This is a genomic window from Flavobacterium sp. CECT 9288 (assembly GCF_918731615.1).
In the GTDB taxonomy this organism is placed as follows: domain Bacteria; phylum Bacteroidota; class Bacteroidia; order Flavobacteriales; family Flavobacteriaceae; genus Flavobacterium.
Map to the genome: position 1 here is coordinate 3,527,280 of NZ_OU957226.1, position 23,006 is coordinate 3,550,285.

Here is a 23,006-nt window from a genome sequence, read left to right on the forward strand (position 1 = left end):
TAATGAAAAATAAATTTTACACCTACATACAAAATCTCCAAGACCAGATTGTTGCTGGCTTAGAAGCCGTTGAAGGTCATGCCAAATTCAAGGAAGATCTTTGGGAACGTCCAGAAGGCGGCGGAGGAAGAACACGTGTAATCGAAAACGGAAATGTTATCGAGAAAGGCGGTGTGAATATTTCGGCAGTGCATGGAAAATTACCCGATTCGATGCAAAAATTATTCAATGTAGGTGAAGCCGATTTTTTTGCCTGCGGATTGAGTTTGGTAATACATCCTAAAAACCCAATGGCACCTACGGTTCATGCCAATTGGCGCTATTTCGAAATGTATGACGATAACGGAAATGTAATCAACAGTTGGTTTGGTGGCGGACAGGATCTAACACCCTATTATTTATTTGAAGAAGATGCGATTCATTTTCATCAAACGTGCAAAACAGCATGTGATAAGCACAATCCAGAGTTTTATCCAAAATATAAAAAACAATGTGATGCTTATTTTTGGAACGCACATCGTAATGAAGCTCGTGGACTAGGCGGATTATTCTTTGATTATTGCAAGGAAACCGAACAAATGTCAATGGAAAACTGGTTTAACTTTGTAACTGAAGTTGGCAATTCATTTTTAACCGCTTATGTTCCAATATTAGAAAGACGAAAAAATTTACCATATACCGCAGAACAAAGAACCTGGCAAGAAATTCGTCGTGGACGTTATGTCGAGTTTAATTTAGTACATGATAAGGGCACTTTATTTGGCTTAAAAACCAACGGAAGAATTGAGTCAATTTTAATGTCATTACCGCCACATGTTCAGTGGGTTTACGACCATCATCCAGAATCAGGAAGTGAAGAGGAGAAATTATTGAAAGTGTTGGAGATTCCTGTTGAGTGGATTTAAAGCAATTAGCGCTCAGCTTTTAGCCATTAGCCTAAATTTAAAAGCATGAAGGATTTTAAAAATTTTGTAGTTTGGCAAAAATCACATCAATTAACTCTTGATGTCTATAAAATGACACATAATTTTCCAAAAGAAGAGCTTTTCGGCTTAACTAGCCAAATGAAAAGATCCGCAAGTTCAATTCCGACTAATATTGCTGAAGGTTGTGGAAGGAATTCAGATAAAGATTTTGCTCGATTTTTAATAATTGCATTTGGATCAGCAAATGAATTAGAATATCAATTTATACTGAGTCGAGATTTAAATTTCATCAATAGTGAGTCAAGTGAAAAACTATTATTTCAAGTTGAAGAAATTAAAAAAATGCTCAATAGTTTAATATCTAAGCTATATAACAAATAAAATTTTAATTGCCGAAAGCTAATTGCTGAAAGCTAAAAGCTAATATATATGTTCCCATTACAAAGAGGTCGTCGTTTGAGAGTTAACGAATCCATTCGTTCGTTAGTTAGAGAAACTACATTAAGTCCAAGTGATTTTATGTTTCCTATGTTTATTGCCGAAGGCGAAAATGTACAGGTACAAATTCCATCTATGCCAGGAATTTTCCGCCGTTCTATTGATTTAACGGTTAAAGAAGTGCAAGAATTATTCGATTTAGGAATTCGAGCAGTAAATATTTATGTAAAAGTTGATGAAAATCTAAAAGACAACGCCGGTACTGAAGCTTGGAACCCAAACGGACTCATGCAAAACGCCATTCGTGCGATCAAAGCCGCTTGTCCAGAAATGATTGTCATGCCAGATGTAGCTTTGGATCCGTATTCTATTTATGGTCATGACGGAATCATTGCAAACGGTGATGTAGAAAACGATTCGACGAATGAAGCTTTGGTAAAAATGGCCGTTTCGCATGCGCAAGCGGGTGCTGATTTTGTAGCCCCAAGCGATATGATGGACGGACGTGTACTACGCTTGCGTCAAGGTTTAGATGCTGCAGGATTTCACAATGTGGGAATCATGAGCTATTCTGCCAAATATGCTTCGGCATTTTACGGACCGTTTCGCGATGCTTTAGACTCTGCTCCAAAAGACGCTGATGTAGATGTTCCGAAAAATAAAAAAACCTATCAAATGGATTATGCCAATCGTCTTGAAGCTATCAAGGAAGCACTTTGGGATGTTGAAGAAGGCGCTGATATGGTCATGGTAAAACCCGGAATTGCATACTTAGATATCGTTCGCGAAGTAAAAAATGCAGTTCATGTGCCTGTAACGGTATATCATGTTTCTGGCGAATATGCCATGATCAAAGCCGCTTCCGAAAGAGGTTGGTTAGATCACGACCAAACGATGATGGAGCAGTTAATGTGCATCAAGCGTGCAGGAGCCAGTTTAATTTCGACTTATTTTGCTAAAGAAGCCGCTATACTTTTAAATAAAAAATAATGAAAAAGATCCTTTGCTTAGTAGCCGTATGTTGCTTTCTATCTTGTAAAAAAGAAGAAACCAAAAAAGAATCCTTGTACCCAACAACTACAGAAGAAGTTGCTCAAACTCCAGTAGAATTAGGAAAAGAAATTTTTGAAGGAAAGGGAAATTGTATCGCCTGTCACCAAATTGACAAAAAGGTAATCGGTCCCAGCTTACAAGACATTGCGGGTATTTATAAAAGTAAAAATGCTGACATGGTCACCTTTTTAAAAGGCGAAGGCGAACCAATTGTAGACCCAAGTCAATACGAGGTGATGAAAGCTAATTTTGCACTCACAAAAGCCATGTCCGAAGAGGAATTGAAAGCGCTAGAAGCCTACGTATATTCTCATGTAAAATAAAGTTTTTTAGGAGCTATATCCTGCTATCCGCTATATCTCTTGTGTTCGCTAGCGCTACCACAAGAGGATGCCGCTTCTATCAGGGCTAAAAACAAAGACCATTCGCAAGTACGAATGGTTTTTTTATGACCGTATGTAGTCTACAATGATTATTTTTTTACCTTTAAAAAATGGAAACAATTTACATCAATACTCCGCTAGGAATTGCTGCCATTACAGGTGATGTACATGGTGTTTCTGAAATAACAGTTTTAGAAGAGGGTGAAGTATCCACTAAAATCCCAGATTTTTTACAAGAACCTGTACAGCAACTTCAAGAATATTTCCATTCGCAAAGAACTAATTTTACCTTTAAACTCAATCCAAAAGGAACTGATTTTCAACAAAAAGTGTGGAACGCATTGCTCGATATTCCGTACGGGAAAACAAGAACGTATCTAGAACAATCCAAATTTCTTGGTGATCCAAAAGCTATTCGTGCTGTGGCTTCGGCCAATGGAAAAAACCCACTTTGGATCGTGGTTCCTTGCCACAGAGTTATTGGTAGTGATGGTTCATTAACGGGTTATGCAGGAGGTTTATGGCGTAAAAAATGGTTGTTAGAGCATGAAAATCCTTCCCCGCAACATAGTTTATTTTAGTTGGTTATGAATATTTTTTTTATATTCGTTTAAGAATATCCGTGTAAATCTTTTAAATCAGCGTCATCTGCGTGCCATAAAAAATGATTGAAAAAATCAACCTTAATAACATTCTCTTTCTTGATATTGAGACCGTTCCTGAATCTGAAAATTACGATGCTTTAGATCCGGAAATGCAATCGCTTTGGGAACACAAAACACAATACCAACGCAAAGAAGAGTTTTCACCCGAGGATTTTTATGATCGAGCAGGTATTTGGGCCGAGTTTGGTAAAATTGTGTGTATTTCGGTAGGTTATTTTACCATCAAAGGTGACATTCGTAATTTTCGTGTAACGAGTTTCTTTGGCGAGGAGAAAAAAATACTTTCCGACTTTAATAATTTGCTCAACAATCACTTCAATCAACCGCAGCATGTTTTGTGCGGACACAATGCCAAAGAATTTGATATTCCCTTTTTGGCTAGGCGAATGATTATCAACAATATTGCAATTCCAAACAAGCTGAATTTATTTGGAAAAAAACCTTGGGAAATTCCGCATTTAGATACATTAGAATTGTGGAAATTTGGCGATTACAAACATTTTACTTCTTTGAAATTGATGTGTAAAGTACTCGGAATTCCTTCTTCAAAAGGAGATATCGATGGCAGTCAAGTAGGTCATGTTTTTTATGTGGAGAAAGACATTGACCGTATTATTACTTATTGTGAGCGAGATACTATTGCTGTAGCGCAAATTTTTCTGCGTTTGCGTAGAGAAGAGTTGTTGGTAGAAGACGAGATTATTCATGTGTAAGTAACTTGAATGGCAATATCAATGTCAAAATGAAATCTCAATTTAAAATTCTTTTATTGAAATTGACATTGTAATTGTTATTGATATCGATTTATTACATTTACAAAAATTATTAGTTATGGTATTGAGCAGATTTTGGTTGGTTATTTTTATTTCATCAATTGTTTTTGTGGTAGTGAGTTTGTTCAGTTCAAATACCTACACAATTGATTATGTATTGAATGGAAAAATAGACGACCCAATTTTGATTTCAGAAAAAATGCCGGAGCAATTGCCGCTTTTTATCAAAGACAGTATCAAAAATGCCCCAGATCAAACCATGATTGTCAATCGCGATACTTTAAACGCGGATACAACTTATGTATTTAAAAATAAAACTGTAAAAATCTACAGTGGCGTACAAAAATCAGATGGTTTATTGCCTACCTGTAAAAGTACTTTACTAGATTTAGTTTTGCCATTAATGGCTTATTTAGCTTTCTTTTGTGGGTTGATGGAACTATTAATTATTTCAGGTGCTTCTGGAAAATTAGCCAAAGCCTTAAGTCCTGTTTTTGTAAAAGTATTTCCGAGTATTCCCAAAAATCACCCATCGATTTCGTATATGACTTTGAACTTCGCAGCTAATTTTCTTGGTTTAGATTCGGCTGCAACGCCTTTTGGCCTTAAAGCCATGGAAAGTTTACAAGAAATAAATCCTGAAAAGGACAAAGCTAGTGATGCGCAAATCATGTTCATGTGCTTGCATGCCTCAGGACTTACTTTGATAGCTACTTCAATCATTGGCTACCGTGCTGCCGCAAATGCCAGTAATCCTGCCGATGTGATGTTGCCTTGTATTATAACGTCGTTCATAGGTACCATTGCAGCCTTTTTGATCGTGGGTATCAAACAAAAAATCAATTTTAAAAGTGCGTCTTTGGTATTGGTCTTAATTACGTTAATCGCAGCTATTATTGGTTTGCTGATGTACGTGAACCAATTGGATTTAGTGGGTAAAAACTACTTTACATCTAATCTTTCCGCTTTAATTTTAATCGCTATTATTGCGTTCACTTTGATTTTTTCGTTCTGGAATGAAAAGAAATTTACTGCTGAAAGCACTACTGTTTTTGATGCTTTTGTAGTGGGTGCTAACAATGGTGTGAAAACTGGAGTAACTATTTTTCCTTATGTTTTAGGGATGTTAGTTGCTATTTCCTTGTTTAGAAATAGTGGTTTGTTTGAAATCATCAGTAACGGAATTGCCTTTTTATTCTCAAATATGGGCGTAAGCAAAGAAATTACAGATGCTTTGCCAGTAGCCTTGCTACGTCCGTTTAGCTCCGCAGGATCACGTGGATTTTTGATTGATTCTATGAACACTTTCGGTCCAGATTCCTTAACGGCTCGTTTGAGTAGTATTTTTCAATGTAGCGCCGAAAGTACTTTTTATGTAATTGCAGTTTATTTTGGATCGGTGAATATCAAAAACACCCGTTACGCTTTAGGAACCATGTTGCTAGTAGACGTGATATGTGTAATTACGGCAATATTTGTGGCGAGCTGGTTTTTTTAAGCCAGTCGATAAATTTTCTTAAAAATGTGCCGAGCCTAAGGCTCTCAATTTTGTGGTGATTAATTATAACGGATTAAAAGCTGTTCACAAAACGAAAAACTTATAATTGAACTTTCGTAGGAACACAACATACTGTTAAATTTTGATTTGATTTCACACGAACCAATTATATACTAGGATTTTTAATCAATTTTTCATTCTTTTGAGGGATTCAATAATTACTTAAATACATATAAAAATGTCAAAATATACCAAATACATCGCCATCGGCTTGCTTATTCTTTTTTTACTAACAAGTATTTTAACGTAGTAGTTTTGGGTTGCTCTTAAAGTAACTTTTAAACTTACACCAACTATTTTATCTTTGTAAAAACATTACACCATGGACTTTATTTATCAGGATCCTTATCCTATTTTAAAAGACGATACACAATACCGAAAAATATCTTCAGACTACGTAAAAGTAGAACAGCTGGGCGATAGAGAAATCCTTACCGTTGATCCAAAGGGTCTGGAGTTGCTTTCGCAAGAAGCCATGAAAGACGTTTCTTTTATGCTTCGTACGTCACATTTAGAAAAATTACGTGCTATTTTGGATGATCCAGAAGCGACAGATAACGATCGTTTTGTGGCGTATAATTTATTGCAAAATGCAGCAGTAGCTATTGACGGACAATTACCATCTTGTCAAGACACCGGAACAGCGATTGTAATGGCCAAAAAAGGAGAAAATGTATACACAGGTGTAGATGATGCTGAGTGGCTCTCAAAAGGGATTTTCAACACCTACCAAGAAAAAAACCTGCGTTACTCTCAAATTGTGCCTATCAGTATGTTCGAGGAAAAGAATTCTGGTTCTAATCTTCCAGCACAAATTGATATCTATTCTAAAAAAGGAAATACGTATGAGTTTTTGTTTTTAGCAAAAGGGGGCGGTTCTGCCAATAAAACCTATTTGTACCAACAAACAAAATCGCTTTTGAATGAAAAGTCGATGGATGCATTTGTACGTGCTAAAATCATGGATTTAGGCACTTCTGCTTGTCCGCCGTATCACTTAGCGTTTGTAATTGGCGGTACTTCAGCCGAGGCTAATTTGGCTGCTGTTAAAAAAGCTTCAGCGGGTTATTACGATCATTTGCCAACCACAGGAAACATGGCTGGTCAAGCATTTCGTGATTTAGAATGGGAGCAAAGAGTGCAACAAATTTGCCAAGAAAGTGCCATTGGAGCGCAGTTTGGTGGAAAATATTTTACGCATGATGTACGTGTGATTCGTTTACCACGTCATGCTGCTTCTTGCCCTGTAGGATTAGGAGTTTCGTGCTCTGCCGATAGAAATATAAAAGGAAAAATTACCAAAGAAGGTATTTTTGTAGAACAACTTGAGGTGAATCCTGGACGTTTATTGCCTGCAACTCCACCACATCTAGAACCGGCGGTCGAAATAGACTTGAATCAACCTATGGCGGATATTCTAAAAAAGTTATCACAATATCCAATTAAAACGCGTTTAAAATTGAACGGAACTTTGATTGTAGCGCGCGATATTGCACATGCTAAAATCAAGGAACTTTTGGATGCAGGTAAACCTATGCCAGAGTATTTTAAAAATCATCCGGTGTATTATGCAGGACCAGCAAAAACTCCAGACGGAATGCCTTCAGGTAGTTTTGGTCCAACCACGGCCGGAAGAATGGATGTTTACGTAGAAGAATTTCAAAAAGCCGGCGGAAGTATGATCATGCTTGCTAAAGGAAATAGAACGCCACAAGTTATGAATGCTTGTAAAACCTACGGAGGTTTTTATTTAGGCTCTATTGGAGGTCCAGCAGCTATTTTAGCACAAGATAACATCTTGAAAGTAGAAGTAGTTGACTTTGAAGAGTTAGGTATGGAAGCAGTTCGAAAAATAACTGTCAAAGATTTCCCAGCCTTCATTATTACTGATGATAAAGGAAATGATTTTTTCAATAATTTGTAATCAATAAAAGCAAACTATAAACCGCACAAGCGTGAGTGTTTGTGCGGTTTTTTTGCTTCATAAATCTAATTTTATGTCATTTCAAGAAACCTTTTCAGAGTTTTATTCCAAGGTTAAATCAAGTTTGCAGGATGGTACCTTTGCCAAATTAACGCTAGCTAAAACCATTGGGAACACTTTATTGATGAATATTTATGTGCGACCGGTAGTGGTGGAGAATGATTTACAATTGGAGTTGAAGTTTAAATTTCAGCAAGAAGAATTATTCGAAATTCATTCGATAGACAGTGCATTTGATCGTTTACTGCCCTTTATCAATAATCCGTTTTTGTCGGCAATTTTGTTTACGACAGAGTTTGATTTGACTTATAAGTTAAATAAAAAAAGAGCGGTTAGTATGGTGGAGCAATTTCCTAGTTTTACACATGCAGCAACGTCGCTAACCGAATATTTAGAAAGTAAATAGTAAGTACTTAATAGTCATAAAAAAACCTCAAAAGAATTTCATTTGAGGTTTTTTTATAGGATTTGATGTTGATTAGTTGATATCCATTTCAGGAATATCACCTTCAATTATCAAGTTAGCTTCAGTAGAGGCGATGATGTGTTCTACTGTAACTCCAGGCGCACGCTCTAAAAGCTTAAAACCTGCTGAAGTAACTTCTAGTACTGCAAGCTCTGTTACTACCTTTTTAACACAGCCTACGCCGGTTAATGGCAAAGAGCATTTTTTAAGGATTTTTGATTCGCCTGCTTTGTTTACGTGCATCATTGCTACAATGATATTTTCGGCAGAAGCCACTAAATCCATTGCGCCACCCATACCTTTTACCATTTTACCTGGGATTTTCCAGTTGGCGATATCTCCATTTTCGGCCACTTCCATAGCGCCTAGAATAGTTAAATCTACTTTTTGAGAGCGTATCATTCCGAAACTTAAAGCGGAGTCAAAAAACGATGCGCCTGGCAAGGTAGTAATGGTTTGTTTTCCAGCGTTGATGATGTCGGCATCTTCTTCTCCCGCAAACGGGAATGGTCCCATGCCTAATACGCCATTTTCACTTTGAAATTCAACCGAAATATCTGTGCGTACATAATTAGCCACCAAGGTAGGAATTCCAATTCCTAGGTTAACATAATAGCCGTCTTGTACTTCTTTGGCAATTCTTCTTGCTATATCTTCTTTTGTTAAAGCCATAATTTTATTTTTGAAACTGGTAAGGTTTTTATAATTTGAGTATACTTAAATCATAAAATGAAGTCCATATAATTCTTTGCATACTGAATACTACTTTTGTCTCACAGTTCGTTGTTCAATTCTTTTCTCAAACGTTTCTCCTTGAAAAATGCGTTGTACCATAATTCCAGGAATGTGGATTTCGTTAGGGTCTAATGCGCCTACGGGCAAAAGCTCTTCTACTTCGGCAATGGTGATTTTTGCAGCTCCAGCCATGCTAGAATTGAAATTACGAGCAGTTCCTTTAAAAATTAAATTACCTGCTTCATCACCTTTCCAAGCTTTTACTATTGCAAAATCAGCTTTGTAAGCGAGTTCCATGATATGCATTTTACCATTAAACTCGCGAACTTCTTTTCCTTCAGCCACTTCAGTTCCGTAACCTGCTGGCGTAAAAAAAGCAGGAATTCCGGCTTGTGCAGCACGGCACTTTTCTGCCAAAGTTCCTTGAGGTGTCAATTCTACTTCTAGTTCGCCTGATAGCATCTGACGTTCAAACTCGGCATTTTCACCCACATACGATGAGATCATTTTTTTGATTTGGCGCTTTTGCAAAAGCAATCCAAGTCCAAAATCATCTACACCGGCATTGTTTGAAATACAGGTTAAATCGGTTACATTTTTTTGAACCAATTCGGCAATACTATTTTCTGGAATTCCACATAATCCAAAACCGCCTAGCATGATAGTCATGCCATTTTCAATGCCTTGAAGTGCATCTTGAACGGTATTTACTTTTTTGTTAATCATAAAAATAAGGTCTATTTATCGAATTTTAATCTATTGATGAATTGAGTTTTAAGTACGAATGCCCTTGCCCAGATTACTTCACTTGCTTTTTGTTTTCATTTGAGTTCAGTGAACTTCGTTTGCAGTGGAAATCCTTTTAAAAAGCGATTTTTCATCGCTTTTTAAAAGATTGCAACGTATAGCTGGATTAGCTCCAAATGAAAATTTTACAATTCAAATTCTTCTGTATCTTGCTCTACAGCTGTTGTATCTACTACTTTTTTCGGTACATAACAATCCACTTTGATAGAAAGATTATTTGGTCTTTCAAAAGGTTCTTTGGATACTTTGAGCGCTGGATCTTCGTAACACAGTTTCATGAAATAACCCCAAACTGGTAAAGCTGCCGTAGCTCCTTGCCCGTAAGTAATGCTTTTGAAACGAGCCGAACGGTCTTCACAACCTACCCAAACTCCGGTTACTAAATTAGGTACCATTCCCATAAACCAACCATCAGATTGATTTTGTGTAGTTCCTGTTTTTCCTGCAATTGGGTTTCTAAATGAGTATGGATAACCCGTCCAGCGGTTGTCTCCATTACCACCACCAGTGGTACGCAAACGGTCACCTGAACCACCTTCAGTTACTCCTTCTAGTAATTTCACCACAGCGTATGCAATATCTTTATTCAATACATCGTGTGATTCTGGAATAGGTTCGTAAATTACTACACCACTTTTATCTTCTATTTTAGTTATAAATTGAGGTTTTCTATACACACCTTGATTAGCAAAGGTACTGTACGCAGCTACCATATCTTGAACAGTGATTTCTACGGCACCAAGTGCTATAGATGGCTGGGTAACAATCTCTGATTTTACTCCCAATTTATGCGTTAAATCAATAACGGCTTCAGGACCAACTTTGTCAATTAATTTAGCTGATACGGTATTGATTGAGTTTGCCAAACCTCTTTTTAAGGTTACCATTCCGCGGTACTTGTTATCAGAGTTTTTTGGTTCCCAATCTTCGGTTACGTGGTGACGCCCTTTACGAATCATGAACGGACCATCTACAATTGAGTCGCAAGGAGACATATTCAACTGTTCGATAGCAGTAGCATAAACAAACGGTTTGAAAGTAGATCCTACTTGTCTAGCTCCTTGACCTACGTGATCGTACTGAAAATATTTGTAATTAATACCGCCTACCCAAGCTTTGATGTTACCGGTTTGTGGCTCCATGGCCATTAACCCAGCTTGTAAAAAGTGTTTGTAATAACGGATAGAGTCAAGCGGAGTCATTATAGTGTCACGTTCCCCTTTCCAAGTAAAGATTTTCATTTTAGTTTTTTCGCTAAATGACTTTATGATTTCTTCGTCAGTTTTATCCAATGATTTTAGGATAGACCAGCGGCTAGAAGATTTCATAGCTTGGTTGATAATGCGCTGCGTTTCTACAGTTGAAATGTTTACAAATGGTGCGTTTTTATTGTCTTTTGACTGAATAAAAAATTCTTCTTGCAAGTTGGCCATGTGTTCTTTTACAGCCTCTTCGGCATGCAACTGCATTCTAGAATCAATAGTGGTATAAATCTTAAGACCGTCTTTGTAAATATCGTAATCAGTACCGTCTGGTTTTTTATTTTCTTCAACCCATTTTTTCATGTAATCACGCAAGTACTCTCTAAAATAGGTAGCAGTTCCATCTTTGTGAGTTTCGAGTTTGAAATTTAATTTTATAGGTAAGCTTTGCAATCTTACTTTTTCTGATGTAGAGATGATATTGGCTTTTTCCATTTGTAAAAGCACCACATTTCGGCGGTTTTTTACTCCTTGCGGATTTCGTACAGGATTGTACAAACCAGAGTTTTTAAACATTCCAACTAGTATTGCTGACTCGCTAATGGTTAAATCCTTTGGCTCTTTAGAAAAATAAGTCTTAGCTGCAGAACTTACTCCAACAGAATTGTTTCCAAAATCATACACATTGCAGTACATGGCAATGATTTCATTTTTAGTGTATTGTCTTTCTAAACGGATAGCAATAATCCATTCTTTTATTTTTTGTACAATTCGAAAAGGTAAAAATTTTGAACCTTCTCCATGAAAAAGTTGTTTGGCTAACTGCTGTGTCAACGTACTCGCACCTCCGCTGGTTCCAAAACTTGAAATGGCTCTCAAGGTTCCTCTACCGTCAATTCCAGAATGTTCGTAAAAACGAGCATCCTCAGTAGCTACAAGGGCTTGAACAAGATTTTTTGGTAAATCATCATATTTTAATTGTGACCTATTTTTTTCAAAATACTTGCCAATAACCACACCATCAGCCGAAATAACTTCAGTTGCTAGGTTAGAATCTGGATTTTCTAAGTCTTCAAAGGAAGGCATGGAGCCAAATAATCCCCAAGAAGCAAAGAGGAAAAACAAGCCTATACTTCCTAAACCTATGAAGAATATTTTCCAAAATTTCTTTTGATAATACGCGATGCTTTTATCATCGTTTCTTGTTGGGTTGTTGTTTTTTTTGATAGCCATAATACTAATTTATTCTTTTTTTTCAATTCTAAATCCTACCTCGGTAATTCCGTTAAGCGCTGTTACACCTGGAACTTTTCCGTTTTCTCGTACGGCTTGCTTAATGTGTACTCTGTATTTTGATCGCAATCGAACATTTTCTTTATAAAAAAGTTTACTTTCCTTAATATCCGAAAACCCATCTCCTAAAAGTGTTCCATCAACATCAGCCATCTGGTATTCTAGTGTATCAACTTTGGTAAATCCATTAGGCAATTCCATGGCAACAATCAAAAACAAATTATTGAATTGATAATTGTTATTCGCTCTTAAGTTCACAAATAAATTGTAGCGTTGCGTAGAGTCAAGTATAGGTACGCTAAAGGTAACGGTACTGTCTTTATGCCATGCATTGCCTACTGAGTGGTACTCATCAAAACTTCTTTTTTTGTCACAAGAAACAAAGAGGACTGTCAGCAAAAAGAGTATGGTGCTATTTCTTATCCACATTTTTTGTAATAATTATTGGTTTGCGGGGTTCTGCTGGTTTTTTATCAGCAGGAGCAGGACGGTTGTTGTTAGGTCTTGCTGTGTTTGCCGGTTTATTACTATTGTTTTTATTGCTCGTAATTTTGTTAGCTGCTGGCTTATTGTTTGTTATTTTATTGGCTGCAGCAGGTTTGTTTGCATTGGCAACAATGGCATTTTCACCAGTAGGCTTACGTTTTTTATTATTTTTCTTCCTTGGTTTAGGTTGGTCAAATCGCGTTAAACTTTCTTGACCCATAGCATTGTTAAAGTTTTTCTCAGGCTCAACAATAACTTCAATTGCATAATCTTCTAAGCAGGAAACTTTGTTTTTCAACTTGTTTTCGGCAATGATTTCTTTTACTTGATCAATTTTTAGTACATGCCAATTAGCAAAATTATTGGTATAGGCAAACCACATCAACCCTTTAAAGATATCTTGTTTTTGGCAAATGGCATCTCCTTTTTCAGTAACAAGTTTCGTGTCAAAATCAGGAAAATGCTTTAAGGCATCCATGTAAGTGTCTAGCTCATAGTTCAAGCAACACTTCAGTTTACCGCATTGTCCCGCTAGTTTTTGTGGGTTCAAGGATAATTGTTGGTAACGTGCAGCTGAGGTATTTACACTTCTAAAATCAGTCAACCAAGTAGAACAACACAATTCTCTTCCGCAAGAGCCTATCCCACCCAAACGAGCTGCTTCTTGACGGAAACCTACTTGTTTCATTTCAATACGCGTACTGAATTCTTTAGCAAAATCTTTGATTAATGCTCTAAAATCAATTCGATCATTTGCGGTGTAATAAAAAGTAGCTTTTGATCCATCCCCTTGAAATTCAATATCCGAAATTTTCATTTCTAGTTTTTGAGCAATGGCCAATTCACGTGCGCGAACTTTCATAGGCTCTTCGCGGTCGCGAGCTGCAGACCAAATATCAATGTCTTTTTGTGATGCTTTTCTATAAATTTTCGGAATTTCGTTGCTGCTAGGATTCGCTCCTTTTTTCTTCATTTGAATGCGAACCAACTCACCTGTTAGCGTTACTATACCAATATCATGTCCTGGAGAAGCTACCGTGGCAACAATATCTCCCATGCTCAAAGTTAATTTTTCAGTATTGCGGTAAAATTCTTTTCTTCCGTTTTTGAAACGTACTTCAACACAGTCAAAAGGGGCGTCGCCATTAGGCAAACTCATATTCGAAAGCCAATCAAAAACCGTCAATTTATTGCAGCTATCGGTGCCGCAAGTCCCATTATTTTTACAACCCTTTGGTGCGCCACCATCAGAAGTTGAACAACTTGTACATGCCATAATCTTATATGTAGTGTTGTGACGAGCACAACTTAAGTTCTTAAAACGTTTAATGTGTAAAGATAGTATTTTTTAATTTTATGGAACAACGCCAATTTAGGGCAATAATTCATAAATTTATACTAAAAAACCCATTACAAAAATGTTTTGTAATGGGTTTGTAGTGTTGTAGTTACGGCAAGTTGCTTAATTTATAACTGTATATAATTTATCTGATAGTCTAATTCTAAAAGGGAGTTTAAACGTGCATGTATCGCCAGTTACGGCTATTTCTTGAGGAGTTCCGTTAACCATCATTTCTTCAATGGTTAGTATTTGTTCTCCGGTTGTGCTACCTTTTATTAAAATGGTATCGCCTATTTTAAGTTCATTTTCTTCAATTATAAACTGACCAATATTAGCTTTTGGGAAAAAATGCATGCCTTTACCTATGTATTGTTTCTTAATTTTAGTCACTTTTTTCAAAGCTGGTTTTCTTTTTGCCAGTTCTGTCAAGTCGGGAATAGCCGCCAACGGATCTGTATTATTTTTAAAAAGCAGCTTGTCAGATTTTCCTTTTTTGAAAATCTTATTTCCATTTTTAACCCCTCTGCGAATGGCTTTTTGCTCCTCTTCGGGCAAGTGGATAATCGTAGCACATTCAGCAGAACAGCAGCCGTACATTTTTTCTTTGCAAGATTCACACTGAATAAAAAGCAAGTGACAACCTTCGTTTTCGCAATTGGTATGCACATCACAAGGCGCACCACATTGATGGCATTGTGAAACAATATCATCTGTAATGCGTTCGCCCAAGCGGTGGTCAAAAACAAAGTTTTTACCTATAAATTTGCTCTCTAGATTTTCTTCTTTTATTTGTTTGGCGTAGTTGATAATACCACCTTCCAGCTGAAAAACATTCTTAAAACCTTGGTGTTTAAAATAAGCCGATGCTTTTTCGCAACGAATGCCGCCCGTGCAATACATCACCAAATTTTTATCATCTTTAAAGTCTTTTAATTGCTCATTAATAATTGGCAAGGATTCTCTAAACGTATCTACATCAGGAGTGATGGCGCCTTTAAAATAGCCAATTTCACTCTCGTAATGGTTTCTAAAATCAACTACAATCGTGTTGGGATCATCTAGAATTTCGTTGAATTCCTTCGCTTTTAGGTGCACACCTATATTGGTTACATCAAAAGTTTCATCATTCAAACCGTCGGCAACAATTTTGTCACGCACCTTAATCGTTAGTTTCAAAAACGAGTGATCGTCATGCTCCACCGCAATATTCAAGCGCATCCCTTTCATGAAATCATACGCTTCAAGCGTGTCCTTGAAGGCATAAAAATTATCAGCAGGCAATGATAATTGTGCATTGATACCTTCTTTGGCGACATAAATTCGGCCTAGAACTACTAAAGGATCCCAAGCGCGGAATAAATCGTTTCGAAATTGAGTTGGATCTTGAATTTGCGCATAAGCATAGAATGACAAAGTGAGTCTTTGTTTTCCGGCATCATCAATCATGATGGCTCTTTCCTCTGCGCTTAAGGTGTTATACAGTTGCATGCTATAAACAGTTTAAGTGAGAAATATATTTTTTGCAAAAGTAAGCAAAAAGGTCCAAAGGCGCAAAGTTTTAAAGGGACTAAGGTTCGCAATCAATAAACAGATGCTTAGTTTTTCTTAAAGTCTTAATGGTTTATTTTTCTTGGAGCTATTTCCAGCTTTCCGCTAAATCTCTTGTTTTCGCTAACGCTACAACAAGAGGATACCGCTTCAATCTGGGCTAAGTTGTTGTGGTTAAATCGATATTGTAAGATTATTTGTCATTTTAAGGAACGAATACCCGAGCGTTTGCTAACTGGTTGAGCAATCTCTGATTAGTGAGCAATTTATTGAGACCCTTCCTTCGTCAGAGTGATAAGCAAGATTTTAATTATTTTTACGGTTATTTGTCATTCTGAGTAATGAAGAATATTTGTATTTTGAGCAACTTATGGAGACTCTTCCTTCGTCAGAGTGACAAGTTTAGTAGAATAAAATAGTTATTTTTGTTGACTGACTTTTGAAAGTAATCTCTTTTGAAATGATTGATTTTAGAAGAGTTTGTCTAATACTGTAGATCAGGCAAGTCAAAATTTTTACTAGCTTGTTTTCGTATTTCGAGTAAGTCTTTCTTTTTTATTGTAAAAATAAGCTCTTTCTTTCGGTAACAATTACCATTTTTAAAATCCAACTTTATACCGCTATTATATTCATGTGCATGAGGTAATGAAGGGAAAGGATCCGCATCATTTTTATGGATTAGCCAGATTAAACCTTTTGATTTAATCTTGACTTTATAGTGAGTCAATAAGTCCTTTGGTATAATGTCCTCATCTGTAGCTATCTTAAAAAGTACAGTTTTAAAATCAAAGTTAGATATTACATTCTTTGCTTCTTCATATTTAATTTCTAAATCCCAAAAATCAAGAGGGTATTCCCATTCAAATTTATCTTTTAATGAAAGGAATATTGCATCAAAAATGTCTTCTCTTGAAATTGCAATTTTTTTAACTTCTGAGTAGTGAACAGATAATTTATTTAATATTAGATCAAGATTTTCAATTTTTTTTAGAGACTCATTTGCCGTTTCTTCGGATATCATAGCTTATTTATGTTTAATTATTCCTAATGTGTCTAAAATTACTTATTTTTCTGTTATATCGTTTTCTATTTTGTCAAAAAAATTGAACCATAATACTTGATAATAGTCAAGAGAATCAACGAATTGAACCGCTCCAAACAAAAAAACCACGCCGAAACGTGGTTTTAAATTTTATCTTTTGTCAGGTATTAGCAATACTCGTTGAAAGCGTCTTTTAGGTTTTCAGCAATTAGTTCTGCTGGGCGACCTTCAATGTGGTGACGCTCTAGCATGTGTACTAATTCTCCGTTTTTGAACAAAGCCATACTTGGCGATGATGGAGGAAAAGGGAACATGTGTTGTCTTGCAGCATCAACTGCATCTTTGTCAACTCCTGCAAAAACAGTAATTAATTGATCTGGTTTTTTACCACCTTCTAAACTCATTTTTGCTCCTGGGCGTGCATTACGCGCAGCACAACCACAAACTGAGTTTACAACTACTAGCGTTGTTCCTTCTGCTTTTAATGCGTTTTCTACTGCTTCTGCACTATGTAAATCTTGAAAACCTGCAGCAGTAAGTTCTGCTTGCATTGGTTTTACCATTTCTTCTGGATACATATCTTTTATTTTAAATCATTAGTAATTAAGTCCTGCAAAGTTACAAAGTTTAACATCAAGAATAAGTGTTCAATTATAAAGTTTTGTTATAGTTTTATTGTTATTTTATTGCTCTGGAAGCCACGTGAAAAATAGCTTTGATAAACAACATTTTCGGACATTTTAAAATAACCTGAATATCTTCTTTTATTGAGGTTTCTTCATCCAAAAATTTAAAGATAACTGCTGGATTTCCTTTTTTGAACATGGAAGAAAAAATGTGAGAGCCCAATTCGTTTTTTCTATCCAAAATGTCTAATAAAAGCAAATCATACCACCAGAATTTTGTTTTTTTATGAAATTTAGTAAAGTCGGTTTCTCTTTGTAAAAAGGCAACTAACTCACTTGATTTTTTATCTGAATTTTTGAAAGTGTAACCCGTACTTGCTTTGGTCCAACCGCCAGAAGTACCAATGTTGATCACGTTTTTAGTATTCGATTTCCAAAAAGGATAACAGGTCATCGGGATGCTTCCTTGTTCTTTTTCAACGATTTCGTAGTTTGTAATCCCCAATTTTTGAATGTATTGTTGGATTTCGTTTTCGTATTCTTCTTTTTTTAAATGTTGGTGCGAAAACAAAGTGTATTCCAGTAAAGCTTCGGTTTTTGAGGTGGGCAACACGTACATAAAACGGGTATTTCCTTTTTGCTCAACCGAAAAATCCATGAACGTGGCTTGCTCATTATTGAAAACAGCTTGCTCACTTTTGATAAACCAACCTATAAAATGTTGTTGTAAAACGGGATATTTAGTTTGATTTTCAGTTTTTTGTTTGTGGTAAATACTATTGAATAATTTCGCGCACGAAAAAGATTCATTTTCCGTTTGTACTAAAATTATAGTTTCGGATTCTTCAATAGTCAAGACTTTCTGATTCAAGAAAGTGACGTTTGTTTGTTTCGAAAGCAAATCAAAAACTTGGTTGTAAAAATCAATTCCTTTCACCATATTGTAGTGATACGGTTGCAAGTCTAAATCCCTGCGGAAAGCTGCATTGGCAAACAAAGCCGAATCCCATTTTTTAGAAATAGCTGGTTCCCAAAGTGAATCGGTTGTTTTCCAGAAACACCAGGTTCTATCATTGGTTTTTTTGGAGTTTTCATCCAATAACAAAATATTTTTATCCTTAAATTTCCCAGATTGCACCATTTTATAAACGGTCATCAAAGCCGATAATCCTGAACCAGTAAAAATATAGTCGTAGTGTTTCACGTTACAAATGTAATTTTTTAGAGTCAATTATAAAAAAATAAACCACGCTTTGGCGTGGTCTATAGTTCAATTGTGGCAACGCAATTTACTATTTATGCATTAAAACAGTGTCGATTACATGAATTACACCATTTGATCCCTTTAAATCTACCGCTGTAACGGTAGCAACTCCGCCTTTTTCATCCGTAATGACTACATTTTTGCCTTTCAGTGTTGCTGTAAGTACGCCACCTTGAACGGTTTTTAAAACTGCTTTTCCTTTTCCTGCCGTAATAGCAGCAACAACAGCCTTACTGTCAATATTACCTGCTACCACGTGGTACGTTAAGATTCCTTGTAATGTTGCTAAATTTGCTGGTTCTAATAAAGTCTCTACAGTTCCTTTTGGTAAATTAGCAAATGCTGTATTGGTAGGTGCAAAAACAGTGAACGGCCCTGCTCCAGACAAAGTTTCCACTAAGCTACCAGCTTTTACAGCGGCAACTAAAGTAGTGTGATCTGCAGAGCTTACAGCTACTTCCACTACATTTTGAGCAAACGAGTTAATTCCTGTGAACAAGGCAATTGCTAAAATTGTTGACGATAAAATTTTCTTTGTTTTCATGTTATTTGTTTTTTATAAAATTACAGCGTTTTGTAAATGTTGGCAGCGTAATTTGTATAAGTTTAACTATTGTTTATTTATTACCTTTGTGGATAAAAATTTAGTAAAGCATTGATTTACATGGCTTAAATTGAATTTTTTAAAATTTTTGTACAACTTATTTTTAAAAAAATTATGATTTGTTGATTAAAAACAATGAAACAAAACTGATTTGTTTTGAGTCCTTTTCTAATGGTTTTTAGGTAACTATAAATTTTTTTAATCAAAATGATATCGCAGTCCCAGAAATAGGCGACGTCCTTGATTAGGCCCGTACGCATACGTAGGGTCAAAAGTGAGTGCGAATGGATTATCGGCCGTAGGGATTACCGCTCCCGAATTGTCAACTTGTACATTTTTATCAAAAGGATCATTGGCGCGTGCTATCAAGAACGGATTTCCACGATTGGGTGTCCAGTTGAGTAGGTTTTTGATACCGGTGTATAATTCTAGATTATGAATTTTTTTGAAAGTTATTTGTATGTTTTGTATGCTGTATGGTCTAGAAATTTCACGACGCGGGTCTAGTTCACTTAGTAACGGCAAACGCATGGGTCCAGTAAGGTTGCCTGTAAAATCAAAAGATAAAAACCAGTTCGGAATATCATAACTAAAGCCCCAACTTATACTGTATCTTTCGGTAAATAATGGTCTCAAACTAACACCGTCTTGTGTGGTCATGGCATCATAATAACTGGTCCCAAGGTTGGCTTTGAGCCCAAACGGGCTAACCCAATCGGCATTGGCACTGAGTCCGAAAATAGTGGAGTTGCCGTTTAAATTATCATAAATTATTTGATTCGGGTTGATGTCGTAATTTGCAAAAATTCGGTTGGTGAAATAAGTGTACCAAGACGCCAATTCAAGATTAAGTACGCCCGCATTGGTCAATTTGAATTTTTTTAGGTAATTTAAGTTCAGGTTGTATGAGGTTTCTGGTTTGAGGTTAGATTGAATCACGACTTCTCGAGCGCCAGACAAGGCTTGATGATCTTCGGTAAAAAGGTTGATAATTCTAAAACCCGTTCCAAAATTGAATCGTAAGATATCTGTTGGCGTTGGTTTGAATTTAAATGCAAAACGAGGTGTAAAAATGGAGCCGTGATTGTCATTGTAATCATAACGTAAGCCAATTAGCGTGCTGGTTTTTTCGTTTTGGGTGATTTCATCTTGAGCAAAAGCACTGTAAATTTTAGAATGATTCGCGGTTGCCGTTGCGGGCGTGTTGTCATTATAGAATTGATATCGAAGTGCCGTACCAAAAAGTACGGAGTGGTTATTCCAGTTTTTGTCCCAAATGAATTGGCCAAATGCTATTTTCTGATTGGCCAAAAAAGTAGAATTGCCATAAACGGAGTTTTGGTCGTGACCAATAACCGAAAATTGAAAGAACATTTTTTCGGTTACAGGTAGCTCGTATTTACCTAGGAATTCATAGCGCGAAGTATAAATGCTTTCGCCGTACACTTGGTCTCCGCCTCTAAAGCTCTTGTTCCATTGCATTTCTCCGCCCCAGCGGTCTTCATAAAGGTATCGAGACACAAGGCTAAACTCTTTTTTAGAAGCTCTGTTGATGTTTATTTTGGAGAAAAAAGAAGCTCTGTTTTGCAAAGAAACATCGGTAAAATTGTCTTTGTTGTTGTCAATGGGATTGTTGTAAGTGAAGTAATTTACACCAAATAGGGCAGTAGCCTTGGAGCCAATATTGGCTTTATAACCAAGGTCAACATTCGTTTCGAGCCAAGATGTAGTAAAAACATCGGCTGTAAATAAAGGTACTGCGAACGGTTTTTTAGTAATAATGTTAATTAAACCGCCTACTGCCTCACTGCCATACAGCGTAGATGCCGCGCCTTTTACTACTTCTATTTTATCAATCATAGCATTTGGAATACCTGAAAGCCCGTAAACCGTGCCGAGAGCGCTCACAATAGGCATCCCGTCGATAGTGACCATAGTGTACGGACCGTCAAGTCCGTTAATGCGAATGTCGCCGGTATTACACACATTGCAATTGTTTTGAGGTCGTAAACCGTTTACGTTTTGCAAGGCATCCAAGACATTGCTAGTTGGGTTTTGTTTTAAAAAAGTCGCCGAAATAATCTCAACAGGAACAGGATTTTCTAATCTTTTTACGGGTTTAAGTGTTCCTGAAACTACCACTTCATCTAGTTGATTTTCAGTAATAGTAAGTTCAAAATGAAGTACTATTTCTTGCGGGTCTTTTATATTGATGTTTTTGTTTTTTGTTTGAAAACCGTTTGCCATTACTTGTATGGTGTAATTACCATTTGGAATTTTTGAAAAAAAATAGTGTCCTAAACTATCAGTTTGAGCAACGAAAGTAGTTTTTAGCAAGGAAACTGTTGCGCCAGGTATCGGTTGATTGTTAGAAGTTACCCTACCCGAGATGCTTTTTTTGTTTTGGCTGTAGCCAAGAAAAAATAGCAACAGCAGGCATACGGTAATAGTATTTTTCATGATAAATAAATTAAATTTTAGACAAATCTAAAAATAAATTTTTAAAAAAGCGGTTTGTCATGACAACAAACCGCTTAAACCCCCAATTATTAACCAAAACGATCAGGATTTAAAAGAGTTTTTAGTGATCACCACTGTTCTCAAATCCCATTAAAGTGAGACGAAATGGTGTATTAGATACTTTTATTTTTTTAATGTCATTATTATTTTTAATGTTGGCCATCCATAATTCGCCTGTTGCTGGTGCAGTGATGTAAATGAATCGCTGCGTGAATTCCATTTGTGGTTTTTGCGTTGCTGTTTTTAAAGTTGGCGCAATGATATTTCTTTCAGCTGCAGCTACAGTGAGTGTATTTAAGTCGTATGAAATAAAATTTCCTGAATGCAATAAGATGCCAAGTTTGCTGTTGTCGTAGCTTACTTTACATTGCATGATATCGGTATTTTCAATTATTGGTTTAACTGTTTTAGCAATAACATCAATTAAATACGCACCTTTTGCAGCTGTATACCCAACAAATTTACCTTTGCTGTTGGTTTCAAGTATTGTTCCAAACCATGCCGTTCCAAAACCTTCGGGATGTGGAATTAAACTTTGTTCTCCATTATTTTTTACCACCAGAACGCCACTAGCAGAACCAAAAACAGCTTGGTCACCATCTGCTGCATTACCATGAATTCCCTTGGTTGCAATAGTAGAGGCAAAAAGTTCTTTGCCGGTTTTGTCAATTATTTTTACTCGCTCAGGAAGTGTCCCAGGAATAGAATTGTCTTTTTCAGTAATAGCATATGTACCATTCGCAAAAACAGCCATAGCACCATGATGCGCTCTTAATCCGGTGGTGATGGTTTTCATTATAGCACCATTTTTGTGGATTTCCGACTCAAGACCCACTGTTAATGTACCATCTCCATCATTGAAGGTTAGGATTTCTCCAAAATTACTTTTAAAATGTGTTGGCTTAGATGACATACCTGTTAAAACACCAAATTTTGGTGTTCCTTTTATGTCAACATGATCACCATGATACTCTAGCCCAGTATCGAAAGTTTCTGTTAAATTGTTTTCGCGGTGAATGACGCCTGCAAAACGCCCAGAAGCGCTCGTGTATAAAGCTGATTTCGGGTGTTTGGCTTCAAATGAAACGCTGTTTCCTTGCAATGGATTTACCAAGGTCATTGCTGTGGTGGTTTCATCCGAAACTAAAATGCGCAAGTGTTTGAATTCAGCTGAACTGTCGTCAACTACTGTATCGGTATTATCGTCATTTGAGCAAGATTGTGTGACTAGAGCAAGGGTTGCAAGGGTTACCAATAAGGCTAAAGAGTTTTTCATTGTTGTATTATTTGG

General features: G+C 36.4%; 21 protein-coding genes. 9 read left to right on the plus strand and 12 right to left on the minus strand.

Annotated elements, in window-relative coordinates:
- The first annotated feature begins 2 nt into the window (after positions 1-2).
- From hemF to LQ189_RS15565, 9 genes are all read left to right on the plus strand, one after another.
- A complete protein-coding gene (hemF, locus tag LQ189_RS15525; RefSeq protein ID WP_230158431.1) occupies positions 3-905 on the plus strand; it encodes an oxygen-dependent coproporphyrinogen oxidase in 903 nt (300 codons plus the stop codon).
- Between the two features lie 45 nt (positions 906-950).
- Positions 951-1,307, plus strand: a complete 357-nt coding sequence (locus LQ189_RS15530; protein ID WP_230158432.1) for a four helix bundle protein — start codon at positions 951-953, stop codon at positions 1,305-1,307.
- Positions 1,308-1,355: 48 nt separating this feature from the next.
- On the plus strand, positions 1,356-2,354 hold the full coding sequence (hemB, locus tag LQ189_RS15535) for a porphobilinogen synthase (protein ID WP_230158434.1): 999 nt from the start codon (positions 1,356-1,358) through the stop codon (positions 2,352-2,354).
- Positions 2,354-2,740 (plus strand): c-type cytochrome, encoded by a 387-nt coding sequence (locus LQ189_RS15540; RefSeq protein ID WP_230158435.1) that lies wholly within the window; start codon positions 2,354-2,356, stop codon positions 2,738-2,740. Before hemB ends, LQ189_RS15540 begins: the two co-directional genes overlap by 1 nt.
- Positions 2,741-2,910: 170 nt before the next feature.
- Complete coding sequence (locus tag LQ189_RS15545; RefSeq protein ID WP_230158436.1) at positions 2,911-3,381, plus strand: methylated-DNA--[protein]-cysteine S-methyltransferase; 471 nt, start codon at positions 2,911-2,913, stop codon at positions 3,379-3,381.
- A gap of 83 nt (positions 3,382-3,464) precedes the next feature.
- Positions 3,465-4,178, plus strand: a complete 714-nt coding sequence (locus LQ189_RS15550; protein ID WP_230158438.1) for a 3'-5' exonuclease — start codon at positions 3,465-3,467, stop codon at positions 4,176-4,178.
- 118 nt (positions 4,179-4,296) lie between these two features.
- On the plus strand, positions 4,297-5,736 hold the full coding sequence (locus LQ189_RS15555; RefSeq protein WP_230158440.1) for a nucleoside recognition domain-containing protein: 1,440 nt from the start codon (positions 4,297-4,299) through the stop codon (positions 5,734-5,736).
- A 382-nt stretch (positions 5,737-6,118) separates the two neighbouring features.
- Complete coding sequence (locus LQ189_RS15560; RefSeq protein ID WP_230158442.1) at positions 6,119-7,720, plus strand: fumarate hydratase; 1,602 nt, start codon at positions 6,119-6,121, stop codon at positions 7,718-7,720.
- Positions 7,721-7,793: 73 nt separating this feature from the next.
- A complete protein-coding gene (locus tag LQ189_RS15565; RefSeq protein WP_230158444.1) occupies positions 7,794-8,186 on the plus strand; it encodes a hypothetical protein in 393 nt (130 codons plus the stop codon).
- Between the two features lie 72 nt (positions 8,187-8,258).
- On the opposite strand, the gene LQ189_RS15570 is transcribed toward LQ189_RS15565, so the two are convergent.
- From LQ189_RS15570 to LQ189_RS15625, 12 genes are all read right to left on the minus strand, one after another.
- Entirely contained in the window at positions 8,259-8,918 is a 660-nt protein-coding gene (locus LQ189_RS15570) for a 3-oxoacid CoA-transferase subunit B (protein WP_166132562.1), read from the minus strand.
- 90 nt (positions 8,919-9,008) lie between these two features.
- On the minus strand, positions 9,009-9,707 hold the full coding sequence (locus tag LQ189_RS15575) for a CoA transferase subunit A (protein WP_221915978.1): 699 nt from the start codon (positions 9,705-9,707) through the stop codon (positions 9,009-9,011).
- 206 nt (positions 9,708-9,913) lie between these two features.
- Entirely contained in the window at positions 9,914-12,223 is a 2,310-nt protein-coding gene (locus tag LQ189_RS15580) for a penicillin-binding protein 1A (RefSeq protein ID WP_230158446.1), read from the minus strand.
- A 9-nt stretch (positions 12,224-12,232) separates the two neighbouring features.
- On the minus strand, positions 12,233-12,712 hold the full coding sequence (locus LQ189_RS15585; protein WP_230158448.1) for a gliding motility lipoprotein GldH: 480 nt from the start codon (positions 12,710-12,712) through the stop codon (positions 12,233-12,235).
- On the minus strand, positions 12,696-14,045 hold the full coding sequence (locus tag LQ189_RS15590; RefSeq protein WP_086452815.1) for a regulatory iron-sulfur-containing complex subunit RicT: 1,350 nt from the start codon (positions 14,043-14,045) through the stop codon (positions 12,696-12,698). The genes LQ189_RS15585 and LQ189_RS15590 overlap by 17 nt, the downstream gene beginning before the upstream one ends.
- Positions 14,046-14,231: 186 nt before the next feature.
- Positions 14,232-15,599, minus strand: coding sequence for a rhodanese-related sulfurtransferase (locus LQ189_RS15595; protein WP_230158450.1), 1,368 nt, complete (start codon positions 15,597-15,599; stop codon positions 14,232-14,234).
- Between the two features lie 544 nt (positions 15,600-16,143).
- Positions 16,144-16,680, minus strand: coding sequence for a hypothetical protein (locus tag LQ189_RS15600; protein WP_230158452.1), 537 nt, complete (start codon positions 16,678-16,680; stop codon positions 16,144-16,146).
- Positions 16,681-16,868: 188 nt separating this feature from the next.
- Positions 16,869-17,279 (minus strand): BrxA/BrxB family bacilliredoxin, encoded by a 411-nt coding sequence (locus LQ189_RS15605; protein ID WP_086452817.1) that lies wholly within the window; start codon positions 17,277-17,279, stop codon positions 16,869-16,871.
- A 100-nt stretch (positions 17,280-17,379) separates the two neighbouring features.
- Positions 17,380-18,531 carry a lycopene cyclase family protein gene (locus LQ189_RS15610; protein WP_230158454.1) on the minus strand — a complete coding sequence of 384 codons (1,152 nt, stop codon included), beginning with the start codon at positions 18,529-18,531 and terminating at the stop codon, positions 17,380-17,382.
- 88 nt (positions 18,532-18,619) lie between these two features.
- Positions 18,620-19,135: a fasciclin domain-containing protein gene (locus LQ189_RS15615; protein WP_230158456.1), complete on the minus strand. Its 516-nt coding sequence runs from the start codon at positions 19,133-19,135 to the stop codon at positions 18,620-18,622.
- 258 nt (positions 19,136-19,393) lie between these two features.
- The gene (locus tag LQ189_RS15620; protein ID WP_230158457.1) at positions 19,394-21,655 is read right to left on the minus strand and encodes a TonB-dependent receptor; all 2,262 of its coding nucleotides are present in this window, start codon (positions 21,653-21,655) and stop codon (positions 19,394-19,396) included.
- A gap of 121 nt (positions 21,656-21,776) precedes the next feature.
- Positions 21,777-22,991, minus strand: a complete 1,215-nt coding sequence (locus LQ189_RS15625; protein ID WP_230158459.1) for a hypothetical protein — start codon at positions 22,989-22,991, stop codon at positions 21,777-21,779.
- Positions 22,992-23,006: the final 15 nt, after the last annotated feature.

Coding starts and splice junctions, on each gene's coding strand:
- hemF (WP_230158431.1), top strand. CDS start 3: ATGAAAAATAAATTTTACACCTACATACAAAATCTCCAAGACCAGATT.
- LQ189_RS15530 (WP_230158432.1), top strand. CDS start 951: ATGAAGGATTTTAAAAATTTTGTAGTTTGGCAAAAATCACATCAATTA.
- hemB (WP_230158434.1), top strand. CDS start 1,356: ATGTTCCCATTACAAAGAGGTCGTCGTTTGAGAGTTAACGAATCCATT.
- LQ189_RS15540 (WP_230158435.1), top strand. CDS start 2,354: ATGAAAAAGATCCTTTGCTTAGTAGCCGTATGTTGCTTTCTATCTTGT.
- LQ189_RS15545 (WP_230158436.1), top strand. CDS start 2,911: ATGGAAACAATTTACATCAATACTCCGCTAGGAATTGCTGCCATTACA.
- LQ189_RS15550 (WP_230158438.1), top strand. CDS start 3,465: ATGATTGAAAAAATCAACCTTAATAACATTCTCTTTCTTGATATTGAG.
- LQ189_RS15555 (WP_230158440.1), top strand. CDS start 4,297: ATGGTATTGAGCAGATTTTGGTTGGTTATTTTTATTTCATCAATTGTT.
- LQ189_RS15560 (WP_230158442.1), top strand. CDS start 6,119: ATGGACTTTATTTATCAGGATCCTTATCCTATTTTAAAAGACGATACA.
- LQ189_RS15565 (WP_230158444.1), top strand. CDS start 7,794: ATGTCATTTCAAGAAACCTTTTCAGAGTTTTATTCCAAGGTTAAATCA.
- LQ189_RS15570 (WP_166132562.1), bottom strand. CDS start 8,918: ATGGCTTTAACAAAAGAAGATATAGCAAGAAGAATTGCCAAAGAAGTA.
- LQ189_RS15575 (WP_221915978.1), bottom strand. CDS start 9,707: ATGATTAACAAAAAAGTAAATACCGTTCAAGATGCACTTCAAGGCATT.
- LQ189_RS15580 (WP_230158446.1), bottom strand. CDS start 12,223: ATGGCTATCAAAAAAAACAACAACCCAACAAGAAACGATGATAAAAGC.
- LQ189_RS15585 (WP_230158448.1), bottom strand. CDS start 12,712: ATGTGGATAAGAAATAGCACCATACTCTTTTTGCTGACAGTCCTCTTT.
- LQ189_RS15590 (WP_086452815.1), bottom strand. CDS start 14,045: ATGGCATGTACAAGTTGTTCAACTTCTGATGGTGGCGCACCAAAGGGT.
- LQ189_RS15595 (WP_230158450.1), bottom strand. CDS start 15,599: ATGCAACTGTATAACACCTTAAGCGCAGAGGAAAGAGCCATCATGATT.
- LQ189_RS15600 (WP_230158452.1), bottom strand. CDS start 16,680: ATGATATCCGAAGAAACGGCAAATGAGTCTCTAAAAAAAATTGAAAAT.
- LQ189_RS15605 (WP_086452817.1), bottom strand. CDS start 17,279: ATGTATCCAGAAGAAATGGTAAAACCAATGCAAGCAGAACTTACTGCT.
- LQ189_RS15615 (WP_230158456.1), bottom strand. CDS start 19,135: ATGAAAACAAAGAAAATTTTATCGTCAACAATTTTAGCAATTGCCTTG.
- LQ189_RS15620 (WP_230158457.1), bottom strand. CDS start 21,655: ATGAAAAATACTATTACCGTATGCCTGCTGTTGCTATTTTTTCTTGGC.
- LQ189_RS15625 (WP_230158459.1), bottom strand. CDS start 22,991: ATGAAAAACTCTTTAGCCTTATTGGTAACCCTTGCAACCCTTGCTCTA.